Here is a 16,761-nt window from a genome sequence, read left to right as displayed (position 1 = left end):
CGCGGCAAGGTACGGATCAGCTCTCTTCGGGCTGCCCGTCCACTGCGCTCAACGCAGCGGACCGGTCCCGCATTCCCTTCGATGGTCGCACGGGCCCGGGGGCCGGGTCACCATCATTTCGGGCGGGCCGGGCGTTGGGCCGCAGCCGGGGCGGGCGCGGGGCCTCCAGGCCGGGGCGGCGCACGTCGTAGACCCCGGAGACCCGCAGCATGGCACGCATCACCACGGGCAGCGTCGCGGCGCCGGGCAGCTCCACCGTGTAGGTGTGCCGCACCCGCAGCTCCTCGGGCGGTTCCACCACCGCGGAGACGATGTCGAGCCCGGTGGCCGACATCGCGGCGGTCAGGTCGGCCAGCAGGCCGTTGCGGTTCAGCGCCTCGGCCTGCAGGGTGACCCGGAACGGGGCCGGCGCGGCAGCCGCCGCCCCGGCCTCCGGCGCCCAGTCCAGCTGCACCGGACCGCGCCCCGAGCCGCGCATCCGCTCGCCGGTGGGGCAGTCGTACCGGTGCACCGCGATCGAACCACCGCGGATCTGGAAACCGGTCACCTGGTCCGGCGGGACCGGGGTGCAGCAGCGGGCCAGCCGCACGGCCGCTCCCGGGTGCCCGGGGGCGATCACCAGCCGACCGTGGCCACCCGACGGCCGCGCGGGTGCCGACCGCGCGGCCGGGCGGTGCGGCGCGGGCACGGCCGGGGGTGCGGCCGAGCCCCCCTGCACGACACCGTGGCCCGCCGGGACCCCCGGCCCAGGGTGCCCGGCCAGCCAGCGCTCGATCGCGATCCGGGCGCCGGGGGTGTGCGCGAACTCCAGCCACTGCGGGCTCGGCCCGGTCGGCTCGGGCCCACCGGGGCCGCCCCCCGACTCGGTCAGGATGCCCACCACATCGCCGTCCGCCAGCGCGGTGGCCAGCGCCACCAGGCGCCCGTTCACCCGCGCACCGATACATCGGTGCCCGATCTCCTCACCGAGCTGGTAGGCGGCGTCGACGCAGCTGGCCCCGACCGGCAGCACCAGGGTGGCGCCCTCCTCGGTGACGGCGGTGATCTCCCCGTCATCGGACAGGTCGGCGGTCAGCGTGGACCAGAAGGCGTCCGGGTCCGGCGTCTCCTGCTGCCACTCCAGCAGCCGGCTGAGCCAGCCGGGACGGGCCGGGTCGGTGCCGTCCAGCTCGTCGCGCCCGGCCTGCTCGGCACCGGCCGGCTGGGTGCCCAGGGCCTGCGGGCTGCCGAGCGCGACCACCCCGAACTCCGCGATCTGGTGCATCCGGGGCGTGCGGACCAGCACCTCGACCAGCACGCCGTCCACCGAGACCGCCGTGTGCAGCGACTGGTAGAGGTTGAACTTGGGCGCGGCCACGAAGTCCTTGAACTCGCCGGGCAGCGGAGTCCAGCAGGTGTGCAGTTCGCCGAGGACCGCGTAGCAGTCGGCGGTCTCCTCGACCACGACCAGCAGCCGGGCCAGGTCGGCCGGGTACGGGCGCCCCGTCGGCCCGCCCTGGCCGCGGCGCAGCATCGTGCGGTGCACCGAGACGCAGTGCCGGGGCCGCACGGTGACCTCGGCCGACACCCCGGACTCGGCCAGCTGCCGGCGCAGTGCCGCGGCGAACGGGCTGAGCAGCGCGTCCTGGGCCGCCTCCTGGGCGGCGATCAGGGCTCTGGTCCTGGCGTACTCCTCGGGGTGCAGGGTGGCGAAGACGATGTCCTCCAGCTCCGTCTTCACCACCTGGATGCCCAGCCGCTCGGCCAGCGGGATCAGCACGTCCCGGGTGACCTTGGCGATCCGGATCTGGCTGGCGGGCTTCATGTGCCGGATCGTCCGCATGTTGTGCAGCCGGTCGGCCAGCTTGATCACCATGACCCGCACGTCGTCGCCGGTGGCGACCAGCATCTTGCGGAACGTTTCCGCCTCCGCCGCCGCGCCGAAGTCCACCTTCTCCAGCTTGGTCACGCCGTCCACCAGGTAGGCGACCTCGGGGCCGTAGGCAGCGGCTACCTGATCGAGCGTCACCTCGGTGTCCTCGACCGTGTCGTGCAGCAGCGAGGCGACCAGGGTGGTGGTCTCGGCGCCGAGCTGGGCCAGGATCATGGTGACGGCGAGCGGGTGGGTGATGTACGGCTCGCCGCTCTTGCGCTTCTGCCCCCGGTGGCTCTCCTCGGCCGTCCGGTAGGCGCGACTGAGCAGCGCGAGGTCGGACTGCGGGTGGTGGCGGCGGTGCGCCTGCACCAGCGGCTCGATCGCGTCCGGCACCGGAGGGCGCCCGGTGGCCAGCAGGGCGGCGCGCCCGGCCCGGCCGAGCGCCGCTCGCCCGAGCAGCCGCCGACCGGGTGACGGCGACTCAGGTGATGTCGGCGCGGACGGCGGTGCCGCGGGCGACGCGGCCGGACCGGCCGGCGGCACCTGCGCCGACCGCCCCCCGGGCCGATCGGAAACAGGTGACGGAGCCTCAGATGTCCCAGGTGACAGGGCCTGGCCGGTTGGCCGGCCGGTCTCGACAGTCATGGCAACCTCCGGCAGCGAGCACCGGAGCGGTGGCTGCCCCGGTGGTCCATGCTACCGAGCACACCACGTTCCGCGAGGCCCTGCTTCCGCTCTGTTAGCGGGATCACTCGAACGGGCGGATTCAGCGCCTCGCGGAACGGGGAAAGGGTGGCCCGCCCCGGGGCTCGCCCCTTGACGCGGCCTCATCCCCGCACGGCACCGCACCCCGTGACGCGCTATCGGAGCAGACCGGGCTCGATCATCCCGGCGGCCACGATCACCGCGGGCCCGGTCATCTCGACCCGCCCGTCCGGGTGTTCGGTGATCACCAGCCGCCCGCCGGGCACGTCCACGGTGAAGGTGACCGGCTCCCCGGTGACCGCCGGGTCGATCCCGGCCCGCCGGGCCGCGGCCACCGCCACCGCGCAGGTGCCCGTCCCGCAGGAGCGGGTCTCGCCGGAGCCGCGCTCGTGCACCCGCATCGCGACCTGCCGCTCGCCGCGGTCCGCCACGAACTCCACGTTGACACCGTGCGGGTAGGCCTCGGCCGGGCTGACGGCGGGCGCGGTGAACAGGTTGCCCGCCTCCGCGAGGTCCGCCACGAAGACCACCGCGTGCGGATTTCCCATGTTGACGTTGCGGGCCGGCCAGCGCCGCTCCCCCACCGCCACCTCGAGGCCCTCGGTCGGCGGCAGCACCGCCCGGCCCATGTCCACGGTGATGTCACCGGGCGTGCCGTCCGGCCCGTCCTCGGCGATCAGCACCCGGCGCAGCCCGGCCCGGGTGGCGATCACCAGCGGTCCGGGCTCGGCCAGCCCCGCGTGCACCAGGTAGCGGGCGAAGACCCGGACCCCGTTGCCGCACATCTCGGCGATGCTGCCGTCGGCATTGCGGTAGTCCATGAACCACTCGGCCTGCTCGGCCTGCGCCGCCGCGGCCTCGTCACGGGCCGAGCGGACCACCCGCAGCACGCCGTCGGCACCGATCCCGGCCCGGCGGTCGCAGAGCCGGGCCACCTCGGCCGGTCCCAGGCGCAGCGCGCCGTCCAGGTCGGGGAGGATGACGAAGTCGTTCTCGGTGCCGTGGCCCTTGAGGAAAGGCAGGCCCTGCGGGGTCGCTGTGCTCATGCTGCGATCGTACTGACCGGGCAGCGGCGGCGATCAGCCGCGCAGCTGGACGACCCGCCAGACGGCGAGGGCGAAGGCCGCGCAGACGATCAGGGTGTAGCCGGCGATGGCCTGCCAGGCCGCGCGCCGGCCAGAGCCGCGGCGGGGCAGACCGGGCCAGGCGTAGCCGGCCTTGCGGGCCGCCATCGCGCCCCAGCCCATCGAGGCGGCGGTGAGCAGCAGGCCGAGCATGGCCACCATCGAGCCGCCGTTGCCGGAGCCGAAGGCGAGCGGGAAGGCGAACATCAGCGAGCCGCCCACCCCGATCAGCACGATCGGCAGCAGCTGCCACCAGCGCAGCCGGCGGCGCGGTCGGATCTCGCGTTCGAGCACCGCCTGGTCGGCCGGCGGGCCGAGCGGGACGTCCGGATCGGCGGCCAGCAGCAGGTCCTCGGCGGACGGCAGCACGCTCAGCGGCAGCAGGTCCTCGATCGGCCGTGCGGCCGGCGTCAGCAGATCGGCGGGCGGCAGGGCGAACGCCTCCTCGGCCAGGTCGGTGACCGGGTCATGGGCGGGTTCCGGCTCGTCGAGGCCGTGCGCCGCCCCGGACAGGTCCAGGGCATGGTGCGGGAACTGCTCGGTTTCGGGGCCGGGACCCGTGGACACGCGGCCTCCCCTGACAGTTCGACACGAGCCGGAGCCCGCGAACGGATGGGCCCGGCCCGCGCGACCGGCCCCTCTTGCCTCGATAATGGCATGTCCCAACGCGCTCACAGCGCGTAACGCGGGTCACCGGGTGATCCGTGGCCATGACGTGATCCGGTCGTGATCCCGGCTTCCTTCTGCACCTGCACGTGCGGGCGCAGGTGCACCGGCAGATGGCCGGATCCGGTGCGCCGACCGGCCGGAATCCGCTGCTCAGCCCGCCTGCTCGACCAGCTTCAGCGAGCGTTCCAGCAGGTCGGCCGGGTCCGCTCCGGCGGGCCGGTCGAGCCAGTGGATCCGGTCGTCCCGGCGGAACCAGGACTCCTGACGGCGCGCGAACCGCTTGGTGGCGCGCACCGTCTCCGCCCGCGCCTCCTCTTCGGTGCACTCGTCGGCGAAGTGCGCCAGCACCTGTTGGTAACCGAGCGCCCGACCGGCCGTCAGCCCCTCGCGCAACCCCCGCGCCTCCAGCGCCCGCACCTCGTCCAGCAGCCCCGCCTGCCACATCCGGTCCACCCGCAGGGTGATCCGCTCGTCCAGCTCCGGGCGGGGCACCGCGACACCGATCTGCACCGCGTCGTAGACCGCGGTGTTGCTGGGCAGGTTGGCCGTGAACGGACGCCCGGTCAGCTCGATCACCTCCAGCGCCCGCACGATCCGCCGCCCGTTGCCGACCAGGATGGCGGCCGCGGCGGCCGGGTCCAGCCCGGCCAGCCGGGCGTGCAGCACGGCCGGCCCGTGCTCCGCCAGCTCGGCCTCCAGCCGGCCCCGCACCGCCGGATCGGTCCCCGGGAACTCCATCTCGTCGATCGCCGCACGCACGTACAGCCCGGAGCCGCCGACCAGCACCGGCGGGCGCCCGGCGGCCAGCAGCCGGTCGATCTCGGCCCGGGCCAGCCGCTGGTACTCGGCGACGCTGGCGGTCTCGGTGACCTCCCAGATGTCCAGCAGGTGGTGCGGGATGCCGCCACGCTCGTCGAGGGTGAGCTTGGCGGTGCCGATGTCCATGCCCCGGTAGAGCTGCATGGAGTCGGTGTTGATCACCTCGCCGCCGAGCGCGCGGGCCAGCGCGACGGCCAGATCGGACTTGCCGGCCGCGGTCGCGCCGACCACCGAGACCACCGGGATACGGGAAAGAGAGCTGCTCACACCGTCAAGTCTCGCAAAGCGCGGCACCCCCACCCGAACGGGGGACGTGACCGGCCACCGGCCGACTCGTTCCCCGGATGGGCGGCACCCTGCACCGGCTCGCGCTGAACCGGCCCCGGGGCCGCCGCAGACCGCGTAGGTTGGGAGAAGATATGGGTGTTTTCAGCTGGTTCCGTCGCCGCACCGCCGAGGTTCCGCAGGCCGCGGGCGGTGGTTCGGTCGCCGTGCTGGTTCCGCAGGAGGAGCAGCAGCAGGAGCACGAGCAGGCGGGGCCGCAGGCGACCGACGGAGAGCGACAGGAGTCGCCGCCCGGCGTCCCGGCCGCCCGGACGGCCCCCGAGGCCGAACGGGGCGAGGTGGTGGCCGGGGACCCGAGCGCCGAGGTCGGGGCGACGCTCCTCGACGCGGCGGGCGTCCTCACGCCGGATGTCGCCGAGCTGCTGGCCGCAGCGCTGGCGGCAGCCGCGCAGAGCGCGGAACCGGCCGGGGACACCCTTCCGCAGAGCCGACCCGAGCGGCCTGACACAGGAGACGAAGGCATGGGCCTGATGGACAACCTCAAGGGCAGGGCCGAGGAGCTCAAGGACAAGGCCGGCCAGCTGGCCGGCCAGCACAGCGAGAAGATCGACGAGCTGGTCGACAAGGCCGGCGACGCGATCGACAAGGCCACCAAGGGGAAGTACAGCGACAGGATCGCCACCGGCGCCGAGAAGGCCAAGGGCGCGGTGGACGGCTTCGCGGAGAAGGGCCGGCCGGACCAGGGCCACGCCGAGCCGGGCGAGGCCGACGAGCCGGGCAGCGGGCAGCGCGCGCAGGGCTGATCAGGAGCTGATCGGCACGGTCGGCGGGGTCGGCGGGGTCGGACGGATCATCCGTCCGGCCCCGCCGCGTGTGCCGGTGTCCCGCTCAGCTCCAGGAGGCCACGAAGTAGCCGACCCCGTACGGGGCGTCCTGGTAGCGCAGCCGCCCGCCGAGCCCCGCTCCCCGGGCCGCCCCCGCCAGCACCTGCCACGGGGCCCGGCCCGCGGCCAGCAGTTCGGCGCCCAGCCGCGGGTCCAGCGCGGCCAGCGCGGCGGTGTCCGCCGCACCGAGGGCGCGGGCCACCTCGGCGTCGAAGCCCTCGGCCCGCTCGTCCAGGTAGCCGGGCGCCTTGACGGAGCGTCGCGCGCTGCCGTCGCCGAGCACCAGCAGTCCGACCCGGTCGGCGAGTCCCGCCAGCCCCTGGCCCAGGCCCAGCATCCGGTCCGCCGGCGCGTCGCCGGGCACCGCGCAGGCGTGCGTGGGCAGGGCCGCGCCGGCCCGCTCCAGCAGCCAGGCGCCGACGGTGAGCGAGGGGCTGAGTTCGGGTCCGTCGACCCCGCCGGAGGGCAGCCGCACGCCGAGCGGCACGCCGTAGCGGTGGAAGGAGCCGGCCCCGCCCTCGGTCCAGACCTCGGCCTGCGGGCCGTCACCGACCAGCACCAGCAGCTGGAGGTCGGCGGCCAGCAGCTCGCCGACCGCCTCGGTACAGGCCGCCCGCAGACCGTCCAGCTCCGCGGCCGCACCGGCGGCGACCTCGGGAACCAGCAGCGGGGGGCAGGGGCAGACGGCAGCGGCGACCAGCATGTCGATCACTCTAACCGGCTGCCCCCGGGCCCGGGATCAGTCGCAGCCGCAGCCGTCGCCGGGCGCGGCCGCCAGCGGCACCGGAGCGCCGATGCCGGGCAGCCCGAGCATCACACCGGCCGGCTTGGCGGCCGGGGCGGCGTTGCGCTTCTCCCAGGCGTCGCCGGCCCGGGTGCGCCGCACGCCCAGCGTCGGGCCCTCGGCCAGCAGGTGGTGCGGGGCGGCGTAGGTGATCTCGACGGTCACCATGTCGCCCGGGCGCACCGGCTCGGTCGGCCGGCTGCTGTGCTGGTCGTTCACCCCTCGCATGCTCGGGTTGAAATGCACCAGCCGGTTGTCGGGTGCGCGGCCGGAGAGCCGGTCGGTGCTGACGTCCTTCTTGCCCTCGCCCTCGGCGACCAGGACCTCCAGGCGGCGGCCGACCTGCTTCTTGTTCTCCTCCCAGGAGATCTCCTCCTGGAGGGCGACCAGCCGCTGGTAGCGCTCCTGGACCACGGCCTTGGGCACCTGGTCCGCCATCTCGGCAGCCGGGGTGCCGGGGCGCTTGGAGTACTGGAAGGTGAAGGCGTTGGTGAAGCGGGCCTCCCGGACCGCGTGCAGGGTCTGCTCGAAGTCCTCGTCGGTCTCACCGGGGAAGCCGACGATGATGTCGGTGGAGATCGCGGCGTCCGGCATCGCCTCGCGCACCTTCTTGATGATCCCGAGGAACCGCTCCTGGCGGTAGGAGCGCTTCATCGCGCGCAGCACGGTGTCCGAGCCGGACTGCAGCGGCATGTGCAGCTGGTGCATCACGTTCGGCGTCTCGGCCATCGCGGCGATCACGTCGTCGGTGAAGTCGCGCGGGTGCGGGGAGGTGAAGCGCACCCGCTCCAGGCCCTCGATCTGGCCGCAGGCGCGCAGCAGCTTGGAGAAGGCCTCGCGGTCGCCCAGGTCGGAGCCGTAGGCGTTGACGTTCTGGCCGAGCAGGGTCACCTCGATGACGCCCTCGCCGACCAGCGCCTCGACCTCGGCGAGCACATCGCCGGGGCGGCGGTCCTCCTCCTTGCCGCGCAGCGCCGGGACGATGCAGAAGGTGCAGGTGTTGTTGCAGCCGACCGAGATCGCGACCCAGGCGGCGTAGGCCGACTCACGGCGGGTGGGCAGCGTGGAGGGGAAGGTCTCCAGCGACTCCAGGATCTCCACCTGGGCACTCTGCTCGATCCGGGCGCGCTCCAGCAGCGCGGGCAGGTGGCCGATGTTGTGGGTGCCGAAGACCACGTCGACCCAGGGCGCCCGGCGCACGATGGTGTCGCGGTCCTTCTGGGCCAGGCAGCCGCCGACGGCGATCTGCATGTCCTTCCGGCTCGCCTTGGCCGGGGCCAGCTGACCGAGGTTGCCGTACAGCTTGTTGTCGGCGTTCTCGCGCACGGCGCAGGTGTTGAAGACCACCAGGTCCGGCTCGCCGCCCTGGTCGGCCTTCACGTATCCGGCGTCCTCCAGCAGCCCGGCCAGCCGCTCGGAGTCATGGACGTTCATCTGACAGCCGTGCGTGACGACCTTGTAAGTTCGCAAGCTCTCTCCCATACCCACAGCAGCAAGGGTAAGGGCAGCGCGGCGCGCTCCGGTGGCGCGCTGCGGCGAGATGGGCCCACCCCCCTCCCGTCCGACGGCTTCGCCTGGCAGGATCCCCCGCATGACCTCGACCACGGCCCGGCCGCGCACCGCCGCCCGGCGGCGGCTCTGGCCGCTGCTGGCCGCGCTGCTGCTGGTGGTGGGCGCGGTCGGCGGCTGGTGGCTGACCGCCGGTCGGCCGGTCGGCTATCCCAAGGGGGTCGACGGCTTCGCGACCGGCGTACCCGAGGGGGTCTACACCCAGTACGGGGAGTTGCTGCAGTCCTATCTGCACACCGCGATGCCCGGCGTGGAGCTGCGGCTCGACCCCAGCCAGGGCTCGGTGGACAACCTGGAGCGGGTCGCCTCCGGCCAGGACTCCTTCGCGATAGCCACCGCCGACGCGGTGGCGGAGTTCCCCGGCCCCGGCAAGGACAAGCTGCGGGCGATCGCCCGGCTCTACGACGACTACCTGCAGCTGGTGGTCCCGGCCGACTCCCCGGTGCAGTCGGTGGCCGACCTCAAGGGCAAGCGGGTCGGGGTGGGCGAACCCAAGTCCGGGGTGGAACTGGTGACCCGCGAACTGCTCCTCGCCGCCGGGATCAACCCGGACACCGACATCACCCCCGCCCCGCTCGGCGTCGGCGACGCCAGCACCGAACTGGCGCACGGCCAACTGGACGCGTTCTTCTGGTCCGGTGGACTGCCCACCTCCGCGCTGACCGGCCTGGCGGCCAGGTTCCCGATCCGGATCGTGCCGCTGGGCGACCTCACCGACAAGCTGCACCAGGCGAGCAGCGACACCGACGCCTGGCGCACCGCGGTACTGCCCGCCGGGGTCTACCCGAAGACCCAGGCCGTGCTCACCATGGCGGTGCCCAATCTGCTGATCACCCGCGACGACGTGGACCCGGGGCTCGTCGAAGGGCTCACCCGGGCCGTGATCGACAGCCGGGACCCGATCGGCACCCAGGTGCACGCGGCCCAGCTGGTGGACCTGCGCACCGCCGTCTACACCGACCCGCTGCCGCTGGACGAGGGCGCCGAACGGTACTACCGGTCCGTCAAGCCCTGAGCCTCGAAGCCCGTCCGGTGGCTGGTCAGTGCTCGCGCGGGACGATCAGGGTGACGGCCAGCCCGGTCGGCTCGGCCGCGGCGAACTCCAGCGAGCCGCCGCCGGCCAGCAGCAGGGTGCGCGCGATCGACAGGCCCAGGCCCGAGCCGTCCACGTTCTGGTGCCGGGCGCTGCGCCAGAACCGGTCACCGACCCGGGCCAGCTCCTCCTCGGTCAGCCCCGGCCCGGAGTCCGCCACGGTGATCGCCACCTCGTGCTTGCGCACCTGCAGCGTGACCGCGACCGTGCCGTCGGCCGGGCTGAACTTGACCGCGTTGTCGAGCACCGCGTCCAGCGCGCTGCCGACCCCGATCGGGTCCGCCCAGCCACGGGCCGGCGGCGGCGTCCCGCAGGCCAGCCGCACGCCGCGCCGAGCGGCCAGCGGCTGCCAGGCGTCCACCCTGGCCAGCACCAGCGCGGTCAGGTCCACCGGCTCCGGCTCGGGGCGAGCGCCCTCGGCGGTGGCCAGGCCCAGCAGGTCGTCCAGCACCCGGGCCAGCCGGACCCCCTCCTCGCGGACCTGCGCCAGCTCCGTCTCGTGCTGCTCGGGCAGCTCCAGGCCGAGCAGCTCGACCCGCAGCAGCAGCGCGGCCAGCGGGTTGCGCAGCTGGTGCGAGGCGTCGGCGACGAAGGCCCGCTGCTGGTCGAGCGCCAGCACCACATGGTCGGCCATGTCGTTGAACGAGGCGGCCAGCCGCCGCAGCTCCGGCGGGCCGCCGGCCGGCGCGACCCGCGCGTTCATCCGTCCGGTGGCGATGTCGTGGGCCGCCCGGTCCAGGGTGCGCACCGGACGCAGCACCCACCCCGTCAGCCGTACCGCGAGCAGCACGGCGGCGATCATCGCGACCGCCTCGCCGCCGCCCAGCAGCAGCCAGCGGTGCAGGATCCGCGAGCGCAGCGCGGCGGTCGGCGACTCGGTGACCACCAGCGCCACCACGTCGCCGTCGCGGACCACCGGGGAGGCGACGGTCAGGGTGCGGTCCGGGGTCCAGGGCCAGACCTGCGGCGGGTTGTGGCTGCGTCGGCCGTCCCTGGCCTCCTGGACCGCCTCGGCACCGTTGCCGCTGGTCGGCAGGTGCCAGTCGGCGGGAGCCACGGCGAGCATCCGGCCGTCGGCCATGAACAGGCCGATCCGCACCCCGTAGAGCTCCTGGTAGCGGGAGGCCTCCAACTGCAGCTCGTGCAGCTGGATGGCGCTCGGATCGGTCGGGACGGCCGGATCGGAGCCGACCGCGCCGCGCGCGGGCAGGCCCTGGGTGGGCAGCTCCTGGGCGAAGCGGGCCACATCGTCCATCCGGTCGACCACGGTGCGGCTCTGCTCGGCCGCGGCCATGGCGGCGGCCAGCGGCACGCCGAGGGCCGCCAGCACGGCGACCATCAGGGCCAGCAGGATGCCGAGCAGGCGGGTACGCATGACTAGGTCGCGCTGCCCGCTCCGCTCGCGCCGCCCTGCTGGGTCGGCGACTGCGGGATCAGCCGGTAGCCGACCCCGCGCACCGCCTCGACCAGGCCGGGCAGCGCCAGCTTGGTGCGCAGCGAGCCGATGTGCACCTCCAGGGTCCGTCCGTTGCCCTCCCAGCCGCTGCGCCAGACCTCGCTGAAGATCTGCTCGCGCCGGTAGACCACGCCGGGGCTCTGCGCGAGCAGCGCCAGCAGGTCGAACTCCTTGCGGGTGAGCGGCACGTCGCGGCCGGCCACGCTGACCCGGCGGCGCTCTCGGTCGATGCTGACCCCCCAGGACTCCAGCGAGCCGGGGCCGACCGGCGCCGCCGGGCCGTCGGCCGCCGCCGCGGGCGGCGCGGGCTGGAAGCGCCGGGCCACCGCGTGGATCCGGGCCAGCAGCTCGCCCATGTCGTAGGGCTTGGTGATGTAGTCGTCGGCGCCCAGGTTGAGGCCGTGGATCCGGGAGCGGATGTCGGCCCGGGCGGTCACCATGATCACCGGCACGCCGCTGCCGGCCCGGATCCGGCTGCACACCTCGAAGCCGTCCCGGTCGGGCAGGCCCAGGTCCAGCAGCACCACCCGGTACGGGTCGCTGCCGTCGGGCACCAGCGCGTCGAGTGCCTCATGACCGCTGCGGGCGTGCCGCACCTGGAAGCCGTGCCGGCTGAGGACGGCGACCAGCGCCGCCGCGACCCGGTCATCGTCCTCGACGAGGAGCAGCCGCATCCCACATCCTTCCCGGTCAGATCCACCTCCGGCAGCCCCCGGCTGTCGGCGAAGCGGCCATCCTCCCCCACCGCCCACCGTCGCGGCCAGCCCCCACGGGGGCGGGCGCGGGGCGCGTGGCCCTTTCGTGATCCTCAAGTTCCGCTCAGATCACCTGGCGGCCGCCGACCGGCCGACTTAGGGTCTGCCCGTCGGGGGCTGCAGGCTCCGCCGGCCCCAGCCCCCGATATTCGGCCCGCCGGGATCCGCGTGCCCCGCTGCCGCACCCCTGCCGCGCCCCCGCCGCACCGCGCTCGCCCACCGGATCGAGCCATCCTGGCGCTGCGGCACGAACCGGCGCACACCGGCCGCTGCTTGACGGACTCCCAGGCACTCTGTTGCATTGCTCTTCGTGACACCACCCGGGACCTGCGACGCTCCCCTCGCCATCGGTTCGCCTGCGACCTTCCCCCAGCTGCGGTGCGGAGGCCGTCCGTGGACCCGGTGATCGTGGTGGGCGCCGGTCCGGTGGGCCTGGCGATGGCGCTGGCCCTGGCCCGCCACGAGGTCCCGAGCATCGTGCTCGACCAGGGCAGCGGAGTCTGCCCCGAAGGGCCGCGCAGCACCGTGCTCGGGGCGGATACCACCGCCTTCCTCGAGCGGCTGGGCTATCTGCGGGCCGCTTCGGACGCCGCGCGCTGGGAGCGGCTGACCGTCTGGCGACGCCGGCAACAGGTGCTGGAGCGCGATCTGACGGACCATCCGGTGCTGCACCTGCCGCAGCACCGGCTGCAGCGCGGCCTGCGGGACGCGGCCACCGCGACCGGGCTGATCCAGCTGGTGCCGCACTCCCGGGTGGAGGAGATCGACCAGGACCGGGACGGCGTCAGCGTGCGCAGCCGGCACCCGCAGGACGGCACGGACACCTGGTGGCGGGCCAGCCACCTGGTCGGCTGCGACGGGGCCAGGTCGGCGGTGCGCAAGCTGCTGGGCATCCGGTTCCCCGGTCGCCCGGCGGTGGACCGGCACGCGATCGCCACCGTCCGGGTCGATCTGCCGTTCCCCGGCGAGGCCCGGCTGCACCGCGAACCGCCCTGGCGCGGCGACCGCGAGGCCTCGGCCCGACCTCTGCCGGACGGCCTGTGGCGCCTGGACTGGCGACTGCCGCTCGGCCGGCCGGTGCCCAGCGAGCCGGTCGACCCGCATGCCACCTGGCCGGGTCTGGTCACCGGGGACACCCTGCTCACCCGGGTGAAATCGACCTTGACCGGCTGGTGCGGCCAACTGCCGCGCTACGAGCTGCTGGCCGCCGCCGACCACACCGCCCAGCAGCGGCTCGCCGCCCGGTTCCGCAGCGGTCGCTGCTTCCTGGCCGGCGACGCCGCCCACCTGCACGGCGCGCTCGGCATGCAGAACCTGGCCGACGGGCTGCGCGACGTGGACAACCTCGCCTGGCGCCTGGCGGTCGCCTGGCACCTTCCCCCGATCTCCGGCGGGTCGCAGTCCGGCGGTTCACTGCTGGACGGGTACGAGGCGGAGCGGCGCGGGGCGGTCGGCGCCCGGCTGCGCGCGGTGGACCAGGCGATGCCGCTGCTGCGCCCGCTGCGCGGCTGGCAGCAGACCCGGCGCTCGCTGCTCACCGGCTCGTTCCGCAAGCACGCGCCGCTGCTCACCGACGGGCTGCTCGGCACCGGGCGGTTCGGCGGCGCCCCCGCCTACCCGGCAGCGCCCTCGGGGGTGCCGGGGCGGGTCGGCGCGGTGCCGGTACAGCGCGGACCGGGGCGGGGGACGGCGCTGAGCGAGCAGTTGCCGGCCACCGCGCCCGGGGTGCTGGTCCCCGACCTCCCGGTGGTCACCACCGAGGGCGCCCCCGACCAGCTGTACGCGCGACTGGGCGCGACCTTCCTGCTGCTGCTGGTCGCACCGGGCACGGCGGTCTGGTCGGCCGAGCGCTGGATGGGCGCGGGGCTGATGCCCCGGCTGGCGGAGGTGGCGGCGGCGCTGCCGGTGCCGACCGAGGTGCTGATCACCGAGGAGTACCCGGGCGCCGGGGCGCACACCGTGCTGCTGGTCCGCCCGGACGGGCATCTGGTCGGGATCACCCAGGGCTGCCAGGCCGAGGACCTGCTGGCGCTGGCCGACCGGGCCCGGGGCGGGCCGACCCCGCTGGCCGGCGCCGAGCAGTCGGCCTGAGGCCGGCCGGCGGGCGGCGGGCGGCACACCGTCGGCTGACACGCCGTCGGCTGCTGCCCGGTCGCCGGCTCGCGGCGCGCCGTCAGCCGCTGCCGAGCGACCAGTCCTCCAGCTCCTCGGCGCTCTCCCCCTCGGCGTCCAGCACCTCGCGCACCACCCGGAAGGCAAGGCCCTCCGGATAGCCGCGGCGGGCCAGCATGCCGACCAGGCGACGCATCCTGGCCTGCCGTTCCAGGCCCGCGGTGGTGCGCAGCTTGCGCTCGACCAGGACCCGGGCGGTGGCCGCCTCCTCGTCCGGGTCGAGCTGGGCCACCGCCTCCTCGACCAGCGCACCGGCCACCCCCCGGGTGCGCAGTTCCTGGGCCAGCGCCCGGCGGGCCAGCCCGCGACCGGCATGCCGGGACTCGACCCAGGCGGCGGCGAAGGCGGCATCGTCGATCAGGCCGACCTCCTCGAAGCGGGAGAGCACCTCCTCGGCCACCTCGTCCGGGATCTCCCGCTTGCGCAGCGCGTCGGCCAGTTGCTTACGGGTCCGCGGCGTGCCGGTGAGCAGGCGCAGGCAGATGTCCCTGGCCCGGGCGGCCGGATCCTGCTCCGCCGCCTGCCCGGCGGCTGCGCGGGAGCGGCCGGGCTCGCGGGCGGCGGGTGGCTCGCCGGACTCCCGGCGCGCCCGCGCGCGCCCCTCCCGCGCACCCCCCGAGCGTTCGCCGAAGCCGCGCGTCCCCGAGCCGCGTCGCGTGCCGCCGGCCGAGGCGGTGCCGCGCCCACCGGCGGGCCTGCGGGCCCGGGCGGGCGACACCGGCGGCTCGGCGGCGGACGCCGCCCCCTCCTCGGCATCCACCACCCAGTCCGGGCGCTCGCCCTCCTGCTCCCCCTTGACCGCGACGGCCTCAGTCGCTGACGCCTCGATCGCCCAGTCCTTGACCGGCTGGTCCGCGCTGGACCGCTCCTCGCCCCACCGACCGGTCCGCCCCGCCCACTCGGACTCGGGCTTGCGCGCCGACCCGGGCACCGGAACAGCGCGACGCGGACGGCCGACGGCAGGCTCGGGGGCGAGGTCGAAGCTCTCGCCCCCGATGCCGCTGGCACACCAGTCGCGCGGCCCCCACTCGCCCGACTGCGCCGACTCGCCCCCCGGCTCGCTCCTCATCAGTCGCTCAGGCCTTCGCCGCCGCCGCCTTCTTGGCCGGGGCCGCCTTCGCCGCGGTGGCGGTGATCGGCTTGACCGCGCCGTCCGCCACCTCGCCGGCCGGAGCGGCCGCACCCTCGACGGGCGCGTCCGGGTCGACCCCGATGCCCAGCTTGACCTTGATCTTCTTCTCGATCTCCTCGGCCAGCGCCGGGTTGTCGCGCAGGAAGTTGCGGGCGTTCTCCTTGCCCTGGCCGAGCTGGTCGCCCTCGTAGGTGTACCAGGCGCCGGCCTTGCGGATGAAGCCGTGCTCGACACCCATGTCGATCAGGCCACCCTCCCAGCTGATGCCGTGACCGTAGAGGATGTCGAACTCGGCCTGCTTGAACGGTGCGGCGACCTTGTTCTTGACCACCTTGACCCGGGTGCGGTTGCCGACCGCCTCGGTGCCGTCCTTGAGGGTCTCGATCCGGCGGATGTCCAGGCGCACCGAGGCGTAGAACTTCAGCGCCCGGCCACCGGTGGTGGTCTCCGGCGAGCCGAACATCACACCGATCTTCTCGCGCAGCTGGTTGATGAAGATCGCGGTGGTGTTCGACTGGTTCAGCGCACCGGCGATCTTCCGCAGCGCCTGGCTCATCAGGCGGGCCTGCAGACCCACGTGCGAGTCGCCCATCTCACCCTCGATCTCGGCGCGCGGCACCAGCGCGGCCACCGAGTCGATGATGATCAGGTCGATCGCGCCGGACCGGATCAGCATGTCCGTGATCTCCAGCGCCTGCTCACCGGTGTCCGGCTGGGAGACCAGCAGCGAGTCGGTGTCGACGCCCAGCTTGCGGGCGTACTCCGGGTCCAGGGCGTGCTCGGCGTCGACGAACGCGACCGTGCCGCCGAGCTTCTGCGCGCTGGCCGCGGCGTGCAGGGTCAGCGTGGTCTTGCCGGAGGACTCGGGGCCGTAGATCTCGATCACCCGGCCACGCGGCAGGCCGCCGACGCCGAGCGCCACGTCCAGCGCGGTGGACCCGGTGGGGATCACGTCGATCGGGGCACGGGCCTGGTCGCCCAGGCGCATCACCGAGCCCTTGCCGAACTGCCGCTCAATTTGGGCGAGTGCGGTCTCAAGAGCCTTCTCGCGGTCCGTCCCTGCCATGGCTGCCACCCTCGGGTTCTGTGCTGTGCGCTTCATCGTCCTCGACGCTAGCGCGTCCCACCGACAATCCGCCCCGAACGGGCTCGGCCTGTGGAAAACTCGCCGGGAAACCAGTATAGGGAACACCAGTTCGATAATGTTCGCACACCCGACCCCGGCCGATCGGGTGCACCGCGACTCAGCGCAGCTGCGCCGAGACCCCCATCACCTGGCAGAGCACCCGCCAGACGTCCTTGGCCTCCCAGCCCGCCTCCAGCGCCTGGTGCACGGTGCGACCGCCCAGCTCACTCATCACGTGGTCCCGGGCGAACGACTCCGCGTACCCAGCCCCGAAGTGCTCGTCCATCCGTCGCCAGAACTCGGTCAGCCTCATGCCGCCCAGTATCGCCCGCC

Annotated in this window: 14 protein-coding genes; 3 read left to right on the top strand and 11 right to left on the bottom strand. The window is 74.5% G+C overall.

Annotated elements, in window-relative coordinates; all coding sequences use genetic code 11:
- Nucleotides 1-16: 16 nt before the first annotated feature.
- From OG403_RS25040 to miaA, 4 genes are all read right to left on the bottom strand, one after another.
- The gene (locus tag OG403_RS25040) at nt 17-2,500 is read right to left on the bottom strand and encodes a RelA/SpoT family protein (RefSeq protein WP_442910975.1); all 2,484 of its coding nucleotides are present in this window, start codon (nt 2,498-2,500) and stop codon (nt 17-19) included.
- Between the two features lie 215 nt (nt 2,501-2,715).
- The gene (gene dapF, locus OG403_RS25035) at nt 2,716-3,606 is read right to left on the bottom strand and encodes a diaminopimelate epimerase (RefSeq protein WP_329568039.1); all 891 of its coding nucleotides are present in this window, start codon (nt 3,604-3,606) and stop codon (nt 2,716-2,718) included.
- A 33-nt stretch (nt 3,607-3,639) separates the two neighbouring features.
- On the bottom strand, nt 3,640-4,251 hold the full coding sequence (locus tag OG403_RS25030) for a hypothetical protein (protein WP_329568037.1): 612 nt from the start codon (nt 4,249-4,251) through the stop codon (nt 3,640-3,642).
- 252 nt (nt 4,252-4,503) lie between these two features.
- Entirely contained in the window at nt 4,504-5,439 is a 936-nt protein-coding gene (gene miaA, locus OG403_RS25025) for a tRNA (adenosine(37)-N6)-dimethylallyltransferase MiaA (protein WP_329568035.1), read from the bottom strand.
- 152 nt (nt 5,440-5,591) lie between these two features.
- Here miaA and OG403_RS25020 point away from each other — a divergent pair, with 152 nt between their 5' ends.
- Complete coding sequence (locus tag OG403_RS25020; RefSeq protein ID WP_329568033.1) at nt 5,592-6,260, top strand: antitoxin; 669 nt, start codon at nt 5,592-5,594, stop codon at nt 6,258-6,260.
- 85 nt (nt 6,261-6,345) lie between these two features.
- On the opposite strand, the gene OG403_RS25015 is transcribed toward OG403_RS25020, so the two are convergent.
- Both OG403_RS25015 and miaB read right to left on the bottom strand, forming a co-directional pair.
- Nucleotides 6,346-7,044, bottom strand: a complete 699-nt coding sequence (locus OG403_RS25015; protein WP_329568031.1) for a hypothetical protein — start codon at nt 7,042-7,044, stop codon at nt 6,346-6,348.
- A gap of 36 nt (nt 7,045-7,080) precedes the next feature.
- Nucleotides 7,081-8,607, bottom strand: a complete 1,527-nt coding sequence (gene miaB, locus OG403_RS25010) for a tRNA (N6-isopentenyl adenosine(37)-C2)-methylthiotransferase MiaB (protein ID WP_329568029.1) — start codon at nt 8,605-8,607, stop codon at nt 7,081-7,083.
- 109 nt (nt 8,608-8,716) lie between these two features.
- On the opposite strand from miaB, the gene OG403_RS25005 reads away from it, so the two are divergent.
- Nucleotides 8,717-9,709 carry a TAXI family TRAP transporter solute-binding subunit gene (locus OG403_RS25005; RefSeq protein WP_329568026.1) on the top strand — a complete coding sequence of 331 codons (993 nt, stop codon included), beginning with the start codon at nt 8,717-8,719 and terminating at the stop codon, nt 9,707-9,709.
- Nucleotides 9,710-9,734: 25 nt separating this feature from the next.
- Here the strand turns inward: OG403_RS25005 and OG403_RS25000 are convergent, their stop codons facing one another.
- Both OG403_RS25000 and OG403_RS24995 read right to left on the bottom strand, forming a co-directional pair.
- A complete protein-coding gene (locus OG403_RS25000) occupies nt 9,735-11,162 on the bottom strand; it encodes a sensor histidine kinase (protein ID WP_329568024.1) in 1,428 nt (475 codons plus the stop codon).
- Between the two features lie 2 nt (nt 11,163-11,164).
- Nucleotides 11,165-11,917 carry a response regulator transcription factor gene (locus OG403_RS24995; RefSeq protein ID WP_329568022.1) on the bottom strand — a complete coding sequence of 251 codons (753 nt, stop codon included), beginning with the start codon at nt 11,915-11,917 and terminating at the stop codon, nt 11,165-11,167.
- 474 nt (nt 11,918-12,391) lie between these two features.
- Between OG403_RS24995 and OG403_RS24990 the strand changes: the two genes are divergently transcribed.
- Nucleotides 12,392-14,089 carry an FAD-dependent monooxygenase gene (locus OG403_RS24990; RefSeq protein WP_329568020.1) on the top strand — a complete coding sequence of 566 codons (1,698 nt, stop codon included), beginning with the start codon at nt 12,392-12,394 and terminating at the stop codon, nt 14,087-14,089.
- An 82-nt stretch (nt 14,090-14,171) separates the two neighbouring features.
- On the opposite strand, the gene recX is transcribed toward OG403_RS24990, so the two are convergent.
- The 3 genes from recX to OG403_RS24975 form a co-directional block, all read right to left on the bottom strand.
- The gene (recX, locus tag OG403_RS24985) at nt 14,172-14,888 is read right to left on the bottom strand and encodes a recombination regulator RecX (protein WP_329572532.1); all 717 of its coding nucleotides are present in this window, start codon (nt 14,886-14,888) and stop codon (nt 14,172-14,174) included.
- A 358-nt stretch (nt 14,889-15,246) separates the two neighbouring features.
- Nucleotides 15,247-16,368: a recombinase RecA gene (gene recA / locus OG403_RS24980; RefSeq protein ID WP_329568018.1), complete on the bottom strand. Its 1,122-nt coding sequence runs from the start codon at nt 16,366-16,368 to the stop codon at nt 15,247-15,249.
- A 178-nt stretch (nt 16,369-16,546) separates the two neighbouring features.
- The gene (locus OG403_RS24975; RefSeq protein WP_329568016.1) at nt 16,547-16,741 is read right to left on the bottom strand and encodes a DUF3046 domain-containing protein; all 195 of its coding nucleotides are present in this window, start codon (nt 16,739-16,741) and stop codon (nt 16,547-16,549) included.
- Between the last annotated feature and the right edge of the window lie 20 nt (nt 16,742-16,761).

The sequence above is a fragment of the Kitasatospora sp. NBC_01266 genome (assembly GCF_036242395.1).
GTDB lineage: Bacteria > Actinomycetota > Actinomycetes > Streptomycetales > Streptomycetaceae > Kitasatospora.
Note: the sequence above shows the minus strand (reverse complement) of the source record. Positions and strands in the feature narration are given on the sequence as shown.

Coding starts and splice junctions, on each gene's coding strand:
- OG403_RS25015 (WP_329568031.1), bottom strand. CDS start 7,044: ATGCTGGTCGCCGCTGCCGTCTGCCCCTGCCCCCCGCTGCTGGTTCCC.
- OG403_RS25000 (WP_329568024.1), bottom strand. CDS start 11,162: ATGCGTACCCGCCTGCTCGGCATCCTGCTGGCCCTGATGGTCGCCGTG.
- OG403_RS24975 (WP_329568016.1), bottom strand. CDS start 16,741: ATGAGGCTGACCGAGTTCTGGCGACGGATGGACGAGCACTTCGGGGCT.
- OG403_RS24995 (WP_329568022.1), bottom strand. CDS start 11,917: ATGCGGCTGCTCCTCGTCGAGGACGATGACCGGGTCGCGGCGGCGCTG.
- dapF (WP_329568039.1), bottom strand. CDS start 3,606: ATGAGCACAGCGACCCCGCAGGGCCTGCCTTTCCTCAAGGGCCACGGC.
- miaB (WP_329568029.1), bottom strand. CDS start 8,607: ATGGGAGAGAGCTTGCGAACTTACAAGGTCGTCACGCACGGCTGTCAG.
- recA (WP_329568018.1), bottom strand. CDS start 16,368: ATGGCAGGGACGGACCGCGAGAAGGCTCTTGAGACCGCACTCGCCCAA.
- OG403_RS25005 (WP_329568026.1), top strand. CDS start 8,717: ATGACCTCGACCACGGCCCGGCCGCGCACCGCCGCCCGGCGGCGGCTC.
- OG403_RS25040 (WP_442910975.1), bottom strand. CDS start 2,500: ATGACTGTCGAGACCGGCCGGCCAACCGGCCAGGCCCTGTCACCTGGG.
- OG403_RS25020 (WP_329568033.1), top strand. CDS start 5,592: ATGGGTGTTTTCAGCTGGTTCCGTCGCCGCACCGCCGAGGTTCCGCAG.